This is a genomic window from Xenorhabdus santafensis, assembly GCF_033949405.1.
Lineage (GTDB): Bacteria > Pseudomonadota > Gammaproteobacteria > Enterobacterales > Enterobacteriaceae > Xenorhabdus > Xenorhabdus santafensis.
On record NZ_VCDN01000101.1, the window covers coordinates 1 to 14,297 of the forward strand.

6 protein-coding genes and 1 pseudogene are annotated in these 14,297 nt (G+C 44.4%); 5 read left to right on the top strand and 2 right to left on the bottom strand.

From position 1 onward, the window contains the following. The 4 genes and pseudogenes from FE392_RS18115 to recD all read left to right on the top strand — a co-directional run. The coding region (locus tag FE392_RS18115; RefSeq protein ID WP_319931565.1) for an insulinase family protein at positions 1 to 1,550 on the top strand (1,550 nt) is incomplete at its 5' end. Between the two features lie 111 nt (positions 1,551 to 1,661). Next, positions 1,662 to 4,551: pseudogene (gene ptrA, locus FE392_RS18120) on the top strand (pitrilysin). A gap of 38 nt (positions 4,552 to 4,589) precedes the next feature. Beyond that, positions 4,590 to 8,336: an exodeoxyribonuclease V subunit beta gene (recB, locus tag FE392_RS18125; RefSeq protein WP_319931568.1), complete on the top strand. Its 3,747-nt coding sequence runs from the start codon at positions 4,590 to 4,592 to the stop codon at positions 8,334 to 8,336. A 5-nt stretch (positions 8,337 to 8,341) separates the two neighbouring features. Then, positions 8,342 to 10,246 carry an exodeoxyribonuclease V subunit alpha gene (gene recD / locus FE392_RS18130; protein WP_319931569.1) on the top strand — a complete coding sequence of 635 codons (1,905 nt, stop codon included), beginning with the start codon at positions 8,342 to 8,344 and terminating at the stop codon, positions 10,244 to 10,246. A gap of 5 nt (positions 10,247 to 10,251) precedes the next feature. Here recD and argA read toward each other — a convergent pair whose 3' ends face one another. Further along, positions 10,252 to 11,577 carry an amino-acid N-acetyltransferase gene (gene argA, locus FE392_RS18135; protein WP_319931570.1) on the bottom strand — a complete coding sequence of 442 codons (1,326 nt, stop codon included), beginning with the start codon at positions 11,575 to 11,577 and terminating at the stop codon, positions 10,252 to 10,254. A gap of 238 nt (positions 11,578 to 11,815) precedes the next feature. Here argA and amiC point away from each other — a divergent pair, with 238 nt between their 5' ends. Beyond that, positions 11,816 to 13,063, top strand: a complete 1,248-nt coding sequence (gene amiC / locus FE392_RS18140) for an N-acetylmuramoyl-L-alanine amidase AmiC (protein ID WP_319931566.1) — start codon at positions 11,816 to 11,818, stop codon at positions 13,061 to 13,063. Between the two features lie 163 nt (positions 13,064 to 13,226). Here amiC and FE392_RS18145 read toward each other — a convergent pair whose 3' ends face one another. Next, a complete protein-coding gene (locus FE392_RS18145; RefSeq protein WP_319931567.1) occupies positions 13,227 to 13,985 on the bottom strand; it encodes a hypothetical protein in 759 nt (252 codons plus the stop codon). Positions 13,986 to 14,297: the final 312 nt, after the last annotated feature.

The window sequence follows — 14,297 nt, forward strand, 5'->3', positions numbered from 1 at the left end:
TGGATGAATTAACGCCTGAAAACGCCCGTATCTGGTTTATCAGCCCGTCGGAGCCGCACAACAAAGAGGCTTATTTTCTTCAGGCACCTTATCAGGTCAATAAAATGACGCAAAAACAGCTAACGCAGTGGAAACAGTTAGCACAAAAAACCGCGTTCTCCCTGCCGGCATTGAACTCCTATATTCCGGATGATTTATCTCTGATAAAAACATCCGGCAGCCAAAAACACCCGAAAATGCTCCTGGAAAAGCCAAGCGTTCGCTTGCTTTACATGCCAAGCCAATATTTTGCAGATGAACCCAAGGGCATTATTTCACTGGAAATGCGTAATCCTAATGGCTTGAAAACGCTAAAAGATCAGCTTAATGACACCTTGCTGAATTATTTGTCTGAATTGAAACTTGATCAATTGCGCTATCAGGCGGAGGGTGGAGGCGTGCAGGTTTCTACCGGTTATGCCAATGGGTTGCAAATAAAGGTCGACGGTTACACACAACATCTGCCGGAATTGTTAACTGCCGCCATTCATCAGTTCACTTCGTTTAAGCCGACTCAGGAAGAATTGGATCAGGCTAAGTCACGGTATCGGGAGCAGCTTGAAGCTGCCAATAACGAAACAGCTTACGAAATGGCTATGCAGCCAGTTTCACGCCTTTCCAGTGTGCCGTATTTTGAACAGAAAGAACAATTGAAAGCGTTGGATAGCATCACGGTTGACGATATCGTCCAATACCGTCAGAAGATGATCCAACACTCCGCGATACAGGCGTTGGCCTTCGGGAATTTAACCGAACAGCAGAGCATCAATATCGTTCAATCAGCACACAAACAGCTCGGTAATCAAGGGACGGCGTGGTGGCCTGGCCATCATATTGTCATTGACCATCATTATGCCGTTGACTTTAAGGGAACAGCTAACAGCACGGATAATGCATTGGCGGAAACCTATATTCCAACAGGCTATGACCGTATTCACGGCTATGCCTACTCCAACTTGCTGAGCAATATCTTGTCACCGTGGTTCTTTGATCAATTGAGAACAAAAGAGCAACTAGGCTATTACACTGAGGTATTAAGTCAATCCGTCGGCCAGCAATGGGGCTTGGGCTTTTTGCTGCAAAGTAACAGTAAGCAACCTGATTACCTGCACCAGCGTTATCAGGACTTTTATCAGCAGGCTGATAAAAAACTACGGGCAATGTCTGATACTGAGTTTGAACAATATAAGACTGCATTACTGAAAGAAAAGCAGGAGCCACCACAGACTTTCTATGCAGAAATGGATCGTTATGAGCCGGACTTTGCTACCAACAACTTCAAGTTTGATACACAAGCAAAAACCATCGCAGCACTGGAAAAAGTGACTAAAGCACAATTGATCGAATTTTATGAGAAAGCGGTGATCAAACGTCAGGGATTGGCTCTGATTTCCCAAATTGCCGGTAAAAAGGGCACACATCCTCAGTATGCTGAGCTCACAGGTTGGAAAACTTACCAATCTGTGTCAGATTTTCAGAAACAATTACCGGTTAAGGTAAATGCTCAGTGAACAAAGAAATACTTTTGGAACGTATCAAGCAAGAAACGCAGAGCGATTTGTTGCCGATGGCATGTTATTCAAATGGCGTATTGTTTAAATAAATTGGGAGAATATTAGGTGATGCCTAAATATATTATCCGTATCACGATGGTGTTATTTATGCTCCTTTTGGGAGTGACGGCCTATGCTCAATCCTCATTATGGCAACCCTTGCCGGATACAATTAATAAAAGCCCTCGTGATCCCCGTCAATATAAAGTGATTCAATTGCAAAATGACATGACGGTATTACTGGTCTCTGATAAAAAAGCCGTTAAATCATTGGCTGCCGTTGCGCTTCCGGTGGGTCACATGGAAAATCCGGGTAACCAGCTTGGTTTAGCGCATTATCTGGAACACATGGTATTGATGGGGTCTAAACGTTACCCTCAGCCAAGTGGCCTTGAAGAGTTTTTGCAAAAACATGGAGGAAGCCATAATGCCAGTACCGGAAATAACAGTACGGCATTCTACTTGGAAGTTGAAAATGGTTCCCTGAAAGGAGCGGTTGATCGTTTGGCTGATGCTCTTGCTGAGCCATTGCTGGACCCGAAGAATGCCGATCGTGAACGTCATGCCGTTGATAATGAATTGACGATAGCCCGTGCGGGCGATGGTCATCGCATGGGGCAGGTTCGCGCGGAAACTATCAATCCAGCCCATCCCAATGCCCGTTTTGCTGGTGGAAATCTGGAAACTCTGAAAGATAAACCGGACAGTAAGTTACAGACCGCATTAGTCGATTTTTACCAGCATTATTACTCTGCCAATTTAATGAAAGGCGTTGTGTACGGTAACCAATCAATCGATAACTTGGCGCAAATTGCGGCGGAAACGTTGGGGCGTATCCCCAATCGGCATGCTGCCGTACCCGCCATTACCGTTCCGGCGGTGACAGCGAAAGAGAAAGGCATCATTATCCATTATGTACCTGCCCAACCTCAGAAGTCATTGCGCCTTGTCTTTAACATCGCCGATAACAGTGCAGACTTTCGCAGTAAATCAGATGACTATATCAGCTACTTGATTGGGAACCGCAGCCAAAATACATTATCTGACTGGTTGCAGAAGCAGGGGCTAATTGAGTCAATCAGTGCCGGTGCAAGTCCTAAGGAGGACAGAAACTCAGGGACATTTGAGATTGATGTTTCGTTGACGGATAAAGGGCTTAAACATCGTGATCAAGTCATTGCAGCCATTTTTTCTTATATAAACCTTCTGAAGCAACAGGGGATTCAAAAAAGCTATTTTGATGAAATGGCTAAGGTATCCAATCTGTCATTCCAGTATGCGCCAATTGTACGGAACATGGATTATGTTGCGAAATTGTCAAGATGCGATGCTGGAATTGCCTGTTTCCCATATATTGGATGCTGATTATCTGGCTGATGATTTCAATCCGAAAGTAATAACCAGCCGTCTGGATGAATTAACGCCTGAAAACGCCCGTATCTGGTTTATCAGCCCGTCGGAGCCGCACAACAAAGAGGCTTATTTTCTTCAGGCACCTTATCAGGTGAATAAAATCACGCAAAAACAGCTAACGCAGTGGAAACAGTTAGCACAAAAAAACGCGTTCTCCCTGCCGGCATTGAACCCCTATATTCCGGATGATTTATCTCTGATAAAAACATCCGGCAGCCAAAAACACCCTAAAATGATCCTGGAAAAGCCAAGTGTTCGCTTGCTTTACATGCCAAGCCACTATTTTGCAGATGAACCCAAGGGCATTATTTCACTGGAAATGCGCAACCCTAATGGTTTGAAAACGCTCAAAGATCAGCTTAATGACACCTTGCTGAATTATTTGTCTGAATTGAGACTTGATCAATTGCGCTATCAGGCGGGGATTGGAGGAATGGGAGTTTATGTCAGTTATGCCAATGGATTGCAAATAGAGGTCAATGGTTACACACAACATTTGCCGGAATTGTTAACTGCCGCCATTCATCAGTTCACTTCGTTTAAGCCGACACAGGAAGAATTGGATCAGGCTAAATCGTGGTATCGGGAACGGCTTGACGTTGCCAATAACGGAAAAGCATACGAAATGGCTATGCAGCCAGTTTCACGCCTTTCCAGCGTGCCGTATTTTGAACAGAAAGAAAAATTGAACGCGTTGGATAGCATCACGGCTGACGATATTGTCCAATACCGTCAGAAGATGATCCAGCACTCAGCGATACAGGCGCTGGTTTTCGGGAATTTAACCGAACAGCAGAGTATCAATATCGTTCAAGCCGCACATAAACAGCTTGGCAATCAAGGTACGGAGTGGTGGACTGGCAATCATATTGTCATTGACCACAATTATGCCGTTGACTTTAAAGGAACGGCTAACAGCACGGATAATGCATTGGCAGAAACCTATATTCCAACAGGCTATGACCGTATTCGCGGCTATGCCTACTCCAACTTGCTGAGTAATATCTTGTCACCGTGGTTTTATGATCAATTGAGAACAAAAGAGCAACTGGGTTATATCGCTTCGGCATTTAATCAACCTGTCGGTAAGCAATGGGGCTTGGGCTTTTTGCTGCAAAGTAACAGCAAGCAACCTGATTACCTGCACCAGCGTTATCAAAGCTTTTATCAGCAGGCTGACAAAAAACTCAAGGCAATGTCTGATACTGAGTTTGAACAATATAAAACTGCGTTACTGAAAGAAATGCAGGAGCCACCACAGACTTTTTATTCAGAAATGGCTCGTTATGCTTCGGACTTTGCTATCAACAACTTCAAGTTTGATACACGAGCAAAAACCATCGCAGCACTGGAAAAAGTGACTAAAGCACAATTGATCGAATTTTATGAAAAAGCAGTGATCAACCGTCAGGGATTGGCACTGATTTCCCAAATTACCGGTAAAAAGGGCACTCATCCTCAGTATGCTGAGCTCAAAGGCTGGAAAACTTACCAATATGTGTCAGAGTTCCAGAAACAATTACCGGTTAAGGTGAATGCTCAGTGAGCAAAGAAATACTGAACGATGAAATATGGGGCTGCCAGATGCCAGATAATTCCTTGCAACCCCATAAGTTACCGTCTCATAAGCTGAATGCGTTAACCTTGCCGCTGTATGGTCAGCGGCTTATTGAGGCGTCAGCAGGCACGGGGAAAACCTACACAATAGGTTTGCTTTACCTTCGTCTACTATTGGGATTAGGCGGCTCTGCCGCTTTTTCCCGGCCTTTGAATGTTGAAGAAATTCTGGTTGTTACTTTTACCAAAGCAGCAACGGATGAATTGCGTGGCCGTATTCGTGAGAACATTCATCAGCTTCGCTTGGCTTGTATACGGGAAGAAAATGCTGTTATAGATCCCTCTTATCAGCAATTACTGGATGAGATACCGGATAGGGAGAGTGCGGCGAGCTGGCTATTAATCGCAGAGCGGCAAATGGATGAAGCTGCTATCTATACCATTCATGGCTTTTGCCAGCGAATGCTGGTGCACAATGCATTTGAGTCCGGCGTGTTATTTGATCAAACACTGATTCAGGATGAGGGGCAATTACGTAAACAAGGTTGTGCTGATTTTTGGCGGCGCCACTGTTATCCCTTGCCGCTTCCGATTGCCGGGGAAATAAGTAAGTTATGGAGCGGGCCGGAAGCACTGCTGAAAGATATATCTGATTATCTGTACGGCGATATGCCGTATATCGCCAATGCCCCTGATAGTGATGAAACTGTATTTAGCCGGCATCAGAAAATTACAGAACAGATTGAGGCGATCAAGCAACAATGGAATGAAGTCGCATCAGGCTTACATGATTTGATCGCTAATTCCGATGTTGATAAGCGCAGCTATACGAAAAAGAATTTGCCTAATTGGATAAATAAAGTCTCTGAGTGGGCTAAATTACCAACCGAAGATTACCAGCTTCCCAAAGAACTGGATAAGTTTTGTCAATCACGCTTGGTGGAAAAAACGAAAAAAGGAACCGCACCACAACATCCCCTGTTTGAAGCTATTGATGAGTTATATCAATATCCACTGACATTGAAAGATATCATTATCTCCAAAGCGATTATTGAAGTCCGTCAATCTGTGCATCAAGAGAAGTTGATGCGGGGCTACATGGGTTTTGATGATTTGTTGACCCGTCTGGACAGCGCTTTGAAGCATGCGGGGGGCAAACAACTTGCGGCAGCCATCCGGCAGCGTTACCCCGTCGCGATGATCGATGAGTTTCAAGATACTGACCCTCAGCAATATCGTATTTTTCAGGCCATATACCATTTCCAGCCAGAATTCGACTCATTGGTGCCATTACCGGAAGAGCAATTACCGGAAGAACAGCTATTGGAAAACCCGTCTTCGGGAGACAAAAAATCAGAAGATCAGAAAGCGGCAAACGGTTTGCTGTTCATTGGTGATCCCAAACAGGCTATTTATGCGTTCCGAGGGGCGGATATTTTTACCTATATTCGTGCTCGTTCTAACGTTAGTGCTCATTATACCTTAGAGACTAATTGGCGCTCTTCCGCCCCGATGGTGCACGCGGTCAATAAACTGTTTTCCCGGACAGAACGGCCATTTTTGTTTGCACAAATCCCGTTTATCAACGTGAAAGCGGCCGAAAAGAATCATGGGCTGAAATTTTCTTTACACAATGAAGAACAAACTGCATTGCGATTTTGGTTACAACCCGGTGAGGGCGTTTCCAAAGGAGAGTATGAACAGAATATGGCCCGGCTGTGTGCGGCTCAAATCCGGGATTGGTTGCAGGCAGGGCAGGAAGGTAAGGCTCTGTTGCACCGTGCGGAAAAAAGCCGTCCGGTTGTAGCGGCAGATATTACGGTATTGGTGCGTGATCGCAGGGAAGCTGCGCTGATCCGTAATGAACTGAATGCCCTAAAGATACCATCGGTCTTTCTTTCCAATCGGGAAAGTGTGTTTGATACGTCAGAAGCCAAGGATTTGCTTTGGTTATTACAGGCGGTATTGGCACCAGAAAAAGCACGTGAGCTGAGAAGTGCATTGGCCAGTAGTTTATTTGGGATGAGTGCGCAGCAAATTGATCAACTCAATAATGATGAAGCCGCATGGGATCGTCTGGTCGATGAATTTGATGGTTACGCCCGTATATGGCGCTCTCGTGGTGTATTGCCGATGCTGCGGACTGTGATGGTTAAATACCGGATAGCCGAAAACTTGCTGGCAAGTGATGATGGTGAACGCCGCTTGACCGATATTATGCATATCGGAGAGTTATTGCAGGAAGCATCGCAGCAACTGGACAGTGAACATGCAGTTGCCCGTTGGTTGGCGCAACAAATTTCCCGGCCCAATCCCCAATCAGAAAGCCAGTTGATGCGTTTGGAAAGTGACAGGCATCTGGTGCAAATCTGTACGATACATAAATCAAAGGGGCTGGAGTACCCACTGGTGTGTTTGCCTTTTATCTGTGGTTACAAAAAGCAGAAGCAGGCGATTTATCATGATCGCCATAATTTCGAAGCCCACCTGAGCATTTCCCACGACAATGAAAAACTGAAAGAAGCGCTGGAATTGGCCGATGAAGAGCGTTTGGCGGAAGATTTACGTTTGCTGTACGTAGCCTTAACACGGGCGGTTTACCACTGTAGTGTGGGTGTTGCACCGCTTATCAAGGGAAATAAGAGTAAAGAAGGGGATACTGACTTACACCTGTCTGCCTTGGGGTATCTGTTGCAGAGAGGAGAGCAGGGGAATGCCGAGCTATTGAGAAATAGCCTGCATGAACTTAGTGGTGATGGAATAGAGATCACGCAGATAGAGAATATCGGTGATGCGCCGTGGAGTGCACAAAATGAAAATCGCGTATCACTGGTAGCCAAAAGATTTCAGCGCTCCATTCGGGATGATTGGCGGGTAACGAGTTATTCAGGATTGCAACATTCCGCATCCCGAGCCATTTCTCCCACGATTTTTAATAATCGTGCCAACGCATTGGGAGAATCCGTGGATGTGATTGTCCAATCCATTTCCCCAAAACTGGATATTGATGCCCGTGGCGAAAAACAGGAAGGCGCTTTGCTGCAAATGACGCCACATACTTTCCCGCGGGGTGCCACTGCGGGGACATTCCTGCACTCTATTCTGGAAGATTTGGATCCTGATAACCTGCCCGAACGAGCCTCGTTGGAGGAGAAACTGGCAGCATCAGGATTTGATGAAAACTGGGCTGCTGTGTTGGAACAGTGGATAGATAATCTACTGAAAGCAGATTTGAACGGGCAAGGATTAAGGCTTGCTGATGTGCCTTATCATCACCAGCAAAGCGAAATGCAGTTTTATTTGCCAGTGGATAAGTTATTGCACTCAGGCGCAATGGATGCTTTGACCCGTCGTTATGATCCGCTGTCTGCACAATGTGCCCCGTTGGCCTTTCATCAGGTCAAGGGAATGTTAAAAGGTTTTATCGATTTAGTTTTTTGCTGGCAGGATAAGTTTTACGTGGTGGATTACAAATCCAACTGGCTGGGGGAAGATAGTCAGGCTTATACACAGGAAGCAATGGCGGCATCCATGATAGAGCACCGCTACGATTTACAATATCAGCTTTATACTTTGGCCCTGCATCGCTATTTGCGTCACCGGTTAGCCAATTATGATTACAGCAAGCATTTTGGTGGCGTTATCTATTTATTTTTGCGCGGTATTGATAAAGATAATCCTGGGCATGGTGTTTACTATTATTTGCCACCTTTTGAATTTATTGATGAACTGGATGCGCTTTTCAGTGCTGAGGATGAGGAACAAAGCGCATGAACTCCATGATGTCACTATTACAGCAGGCTGTGAGCCAAAAACTATTGCGCCCTCTGGATGTGCAGTTTGCTTATGTGATGATTAAAGATGAAAACCCGTTGTTATTGCTTATTGCAGCCCTATTGAGTGCTGAATCGGGGGCCGGGCATGTTTGTTTGCCTCTGGAAAGGATCTCGCCTGAATACCTGTTTGAAGGCAGGCACCCTGAGTTAGCAAGTTCACTTTGGTCTTTGGCGGGGGAACCAAGTCCAGAACAAATTATTGCTGCTTTGCAGGCATGTCCGGCGGTCAGTCAGGGGGAGCTTCCCGCCCCCATTATTCTTTCTCAGCAACATATTTTATCTCAGCAAGGAAATCTGGATAACCGATTGTATTTGCAACGTATGTGGCAAAGTGAACGTCGTGTGGCAGATTTTTTTTCTACGGTTGAATTGACCGACACGTTTGATGAAACACAGTTACGCAGTATTCTGGATGAACTTTTTGGTGTGACAGCGCCGGGAGAGATAGACTGGCAAAAAGTTGCGGCAGCCGTTGCTGCTACAAGCCGGATTTCTGTGATCTCCGGCGGGCCGGGAACCGGCAAGACAACAACCGTGGCCAAGCTGCTGGTAGCCTTGATCAAGTTATATGAAGGCCAGCAACTGAGCATTCAATTAGCTGCGCCAACGGGGAAAGCGGCGGCAAGGTTGACTGAATCGTTAAGGGAAGCCGTCAAAAAACTCGCATTGGCACCAGAGCAATGGCGCAGTATCCCGGAACAGGCACAAACGCTTCACCGTTTACTGGGTGCACAGCCAGACAGCCAGAAACTGCGTTATGGGCGCGATAATCCTCTTTCCCTTGATATTTTGATCATCGATGAGGCCTCAATGGTGGATTTACCGATGATGGCCCATTTGATAAACGCCTTGCCTTCAATGGCTAAGGTGATTTTTTTGGGTGATAAAGATCAGTTGGCGTCAGTTGAGGCGGGAGCGGTATTGGGAGACATTTGTCGTTTTGCTGAACAGGGATACAGTGCACCGCGTGCAGAACAGTTAGGGCGATTGACCGGATGTTCATTGATGCCTTATTCCGTATCTGATTTGGAAAATAATGCGCCCGCTGTGCGGGATTGCCTCTGTTTGCTGCGCAAAAGCTATCGTTTCAATTCAGCTTCTGGTATCGGGCAATTGGCATCCGCCGTGAATCAGGGAGAACGCACGGCTGTGTCTAACGTGCTGAATAATTCCTTTCCTGATGTTTATTTCAATCCACTTTCCAAGGATGAAGATTATCAGCGTTTATTGACTGAAACCGCCGCCGGTTATTATCAATATTTGGCGATGGTCAATGAACAGGGAGCAGAAAAAGAAATTCTGGCAGAATTTAATCGTTTTCGGTTGCTGTGTGCTTTAAGGGAAGGGCCATTTGGAGTGGCAGGGTTGAATCAGCGAGTGGAGCAATTACTGCACAGGAAAGGCATCATTGCGCTGCCTAAAAATGCGGAAAACCGTGGTTATGCCGGGCGCCCGATCATGATATTGCGTAATGACAGCACCCTTGGGTTGTTTAACGGCGATATCGGGATCATGCTCAAAAATCGGGATAATGAACTGAAAGCCTATTTTCAATTGTCAGATGGCCAGATTAAAGGTTTTCAGCCGAGCCGGTTACCTCAGCATGAAACGGCTTATGTAATGACGGTACATAAATCCCAAGGTTCAGAATTCGAACATACTGCTTTGGTGTTGCCGACCCAATACTCACCGATAGTCAGCCGGGAACTGGTGTATACCGCTTTGACCCGGGCGCGGGAAAGATTGACTCTCTATGCCCATAAACCTGTCTTGGACAAAGCCGTGGCGACAGTAACACAGCGGCGAAGCGGGTTAGCCGAGTGGCTTGGCCCGCGCAACCTTGGTTGATGGCTTTATAATTTCAACATCAATATTTTGGAACGGCGCTGGTAGTTATACAGTGCCTGTTTTTCCACGGGCAGCATCTCGATTTCTGCGGGTTCAAAACCCCGTTCCTGAAACCAATGAAGGCTGCGTGTCGTCAATACAAATAGTTTTTCCAAGCCGATTTGCCTGGCTTGGGCTGAGATGGCATTCAGCAACACTTCACCACGGGAAGAGTTCCGGTAATCAGGGTGCACAGCAACGCAGGCCATTTCCCCTATTTTTTCTTCAGGATAAGAATACAGTGCGGCGCAGGCGATGGTGACGTTATCGTGTTCTATCAACGTGAATTTATCCACCTCCATCTCCAACTGCTCCCGTGAACGACGTACCAGAATGCCTTGTTGTTCCAAAGGACGGATAAGCTCAAGAATGCCACCAATATCATTGATATTTGCCCGACGGATTTGTTCGGAACGCTCCATAACGATTTGAGTTCCGATGCCTTCCCGTGAGAATAGCTCCTGAACCAGCGAGCCATTTTCTTGATAGCTGATCAAATGACTGCGGCGAACTCCACGGCGACAAGCTGTAATGGCCCCCCGTAAAAAGCGTGAAGTCCCTGAATAATGATCCCCGGCGCTTTCCAGCTCATGCAGTTTGGCTTCTCCTTCATTTGGAAACATCTCTGATAAGGTATTGCCTTCAGCATCGAGCACCCCTTGTGATGAGCAAAAACCGATTAATTTTTCTGCTCTTAATTTGATTGCCAGCTGTGTTGCAATCTCTTCAGATGTGAGGTTGAAACTCTCCCCTGTAACAGAAACTGCAACCGGCCCAATTAACACAATAGCGTGATTGTCCAGTTGCTGGTTAATGGCTTCTTCATCAATGCGGCGGATCTTGCCACTATGATAATAATCAACTCCATCATCGATCCCTAAAGGCTGGGCGATAATAAAATTACCGCTGACAACATTAATATGGGCACCCTGCAACGGAGTATTGTTCAATCCCATGGAAAGACGCGCCGTGATATCCAGTTGCAGCAGCCCTGCCGCTTGTTTCACCAAATCCAGTGTTTTGGCATCCGTCACTCTGATGTGTTTGTGATAAACAGAGCGGCAATTATGTCTGGCAATATTTTGTTCAATTTGTGGACGGGCACCATATACGACAATCAAGCGAATGCCCAAGTTATGCAACAATCCGACATCATTGACAATATTGGGAAAATTTTCATGGGCGATGGCTTCGCCTCCCAACATAATGACAAACGTTTTCCCCCGATGTGCATTAATATAGGGAACGGATTGCCGGACGATTTCAACTAATTCGGTGCCGCACTCTTTCATGGAACCCTCTTGAGGTGAATTTATATTCATATTTTTTGTATTTTTATTCTATTCGAGAGGAAATGGCAAGAGTAACATAGATAAAAATGACGTTATTATTTATATTGAAATAGATAAATGAAGTAAGCATAAAATACTTTTTTTGATGACATAGAAACTTTAATTAATTAGAGTTTCTGTCTAAATATTGTGTTTGGCAAAAATCACTGTGTATAGTTGTTTTTAATTGGAATAAACGATGAGTCACTCAGACTATAATTTTTCACGCCGTCGTCTGCTGAAAGGTGCAGCAGCTGTGTGGTTATTGAGTATCAGTCCGGTAGGGAATGCAGCAAATTCAAAAGTGATTGCGGTTCGTATTTGGCCGGCATCAAGCTATACCCGAGTGACGTTGGAATCGAATATTCCACTTAAGTATCGCCAATTCTTGCTTTCTAACCCTAATCGCATTGTCATTGATTTGCAGGGGATTCAGCTTAACAGTGTCTTGAGCAGCTTGGGGACACAAGTCCAGAAACGAGATCCTTACCTGAAACTCGTTCGGGCTGGGCAATTCAATCCCCAAACAGTACGTTTAGTGTTTGAGATTAAGCAGCCTATTGCCCCGCATATTTTTACATTGCCGCCTATTGCTAAATTCAAACACCGCCTGGTGTTGGATCTCTACCCTAAAAAAGCGACCAATATAGATGATGACCCTCTACAGGCTCTGCTCGAAGAATACAACAGCGGCAATTTAGAAAAACACATGCCTGCGGAGACGCGTAAACCAGGTAAGGCAGGAAAAGATCGGCCAATCGTGATTATGCTCGATCCTGGTCACGGTGGTGAAGATCCAGGTGCGATTGGGAAAAACAAAACCCGAGAAAAAGATGTCGTGCTGCAAATTGCCCGTCGCTTACAAGCGCTGATTAAGCGTGAGTCGGGTATGAAAGTTTACATGACCCGCAATGAGGATGTATTTATCCCCTTAAAAGTCAGGGTAGCAAAAGCACGCAAAATGCGGGCAGATCTCTTTGTTTCTATTCATGCTGATGCCTTTACAAATCGGGCAGCGAAGGGTTCATCCGTATTTGCGCTTTCGACAAAAGGAGCGACCAGTAATACCGCCCGTTATTTGGCTCAGACACAGAACGAGGCGGATTTGATTGGTGGCGTCAGTAAAAGTGGTGACAAATATTTAGATCACACAATGCTGGACTTGGTGCAAACCGCAACAATTAACGACAGCCTGAAATTTGGTGATGAAGTGCTCAAACGGATGGGTAACATCAATAAATTGCATAAAAATAAAGTTGATCAGGCGGGCTTTGCGGTATTGAAAGCACCGGATATTCCTTCCATTCTGGTTGAAACTGCGTTTATCAGTAACTTGGAGGAAGAAAAAAAGCTACGGACTGCGAAATTCCAGCAACAGATAGCTGAATCTATTTTTGCAGGCATCAAAAATTATTTTAAAAATGGGGCTGAATTAGCTCGACGGTGAAGTATTTGCCCTAAATAGTGTTTTAATATGATGTTTAGAAACGATATTTAAAATAACAGCAGCAAACCTTATTCCGTGCGGTGAACGGAATAAGGTTTTAAACTTCTTACTATTTTTCTCATTATTATGAAAATTCATTTAGATAATAATAAAATGAAAAGTATTATGGGAGATGAAATAACCTGGCAAATGCTCCAGAATAATCTTCTTGGGGTATATAGGCTTGCCAGTCGGTTACGCCAGGTTCTTCCATCCAAGGGGGACAAGTTGGGTTGTGAAGTATCCAGAATTGTATCTTCTTAGCCACTAACGGATTGTTTCTGTTTCTGTAGATCCACCTTAATTCTTTTCCGGTTATGCTGTTACTCTGCTTATGTATAACTTGCTTTAGGTCTATACCGTCAAGAATGAAATGTATATGCATTCTATTGACTAGCTCACTTGTACCCGTGCATACCCACGACAACCCTCCTTTGCATTTTTTCCCCATAATTAAATTATAAATCTCACTTGGTGACTGTTCTTGAAGAACAACTTCATACATCCTGTCTTTTTTCAAGTGGTCGAAAAAATCAACTTCATATTTTGTGTATGTAGATCCTTGAGCATAATTCTTTCTATAACGCATATTATTCAATGTATCTTTATATTCTTTTTTTTCATCATGATTTAACCAATCATTATTTTTTAATTTAGAATTATACTCCTTTTCAAACTTTGACATACATTCTATATCCGTAGGGGTTAAATAGTTATCAATAACTACTGGCGGGTAGGCTCCTAAATCGCGATGACGCCGAGCAAGTTCAAAATAATCATTTGATGTATTGTTAGCATATATATTTCGTTGATCATTTAAACCATATATTAAATCACCTGGAGAAAATTGCCTTCTGTACTCACTCTCGGGGGCGAATGGCATGCTCTTGTCCTCGTTTAAAGACTGTTGATTTTTTATATCATAATGCCATTAGTTTCATTTTTGTTTGTTTAATGTTTGAAAAATTGTTATTTATTTGTATTGTTTTTTTGCTTTTTTTATAGAAATGATGATTTTTATTTGAAGTGTATAAAACTGAATCTTTTTCAAATTCGTTGTTAAGTTATTTATTTTTGCAGAATAACATTTATTGAAGATAAAATGGCGATGAGAGAAGGTATGGAAGGTAGCGGAAAAAAAGGATTTTGGAATCTAAGGAAATATCAATGAGGAAATTGGTTGCGGGGGCCGGAT

Excerpts from the sequence above, each read along its gene's own strand:
- recD (WP_319931569.1), top strand. The coding sequence starts at position 8,342 with ATGATGTCACTATTACAGCAGGCTGTGAGCCAAAAACTATTGCGCCCT.
- amiC (WP_319931566.1), top strand. The coding sequence starts at position 11,816 with ATGAGTCACTCAGACTATAATTTTTCACGCCGTCGTCTGCTGAAAGGT.
- recB (WP_319931568.1), top strand. The coding sequence starts at position 4,590 with ATGCCAGATAATTCCTTGCAACCCCATAAGTTACCGTCTCATAAGCTG.
- FE392_RS18145 (WP_319931567.1), bottom strand. The coding sequence starts at position 13,985 with ATGCCATTCGCCCCCGAGAGTGAGTACAGAAGGCAATTTTCTCCAGGT.
- argA (WP_319931570.1), bottom strand. The coding sequence starts at position 11,577 with ATGAAAGAGTGCGGCACCGAATTAGTTGAAATCGTCCGGCAATCCGTT.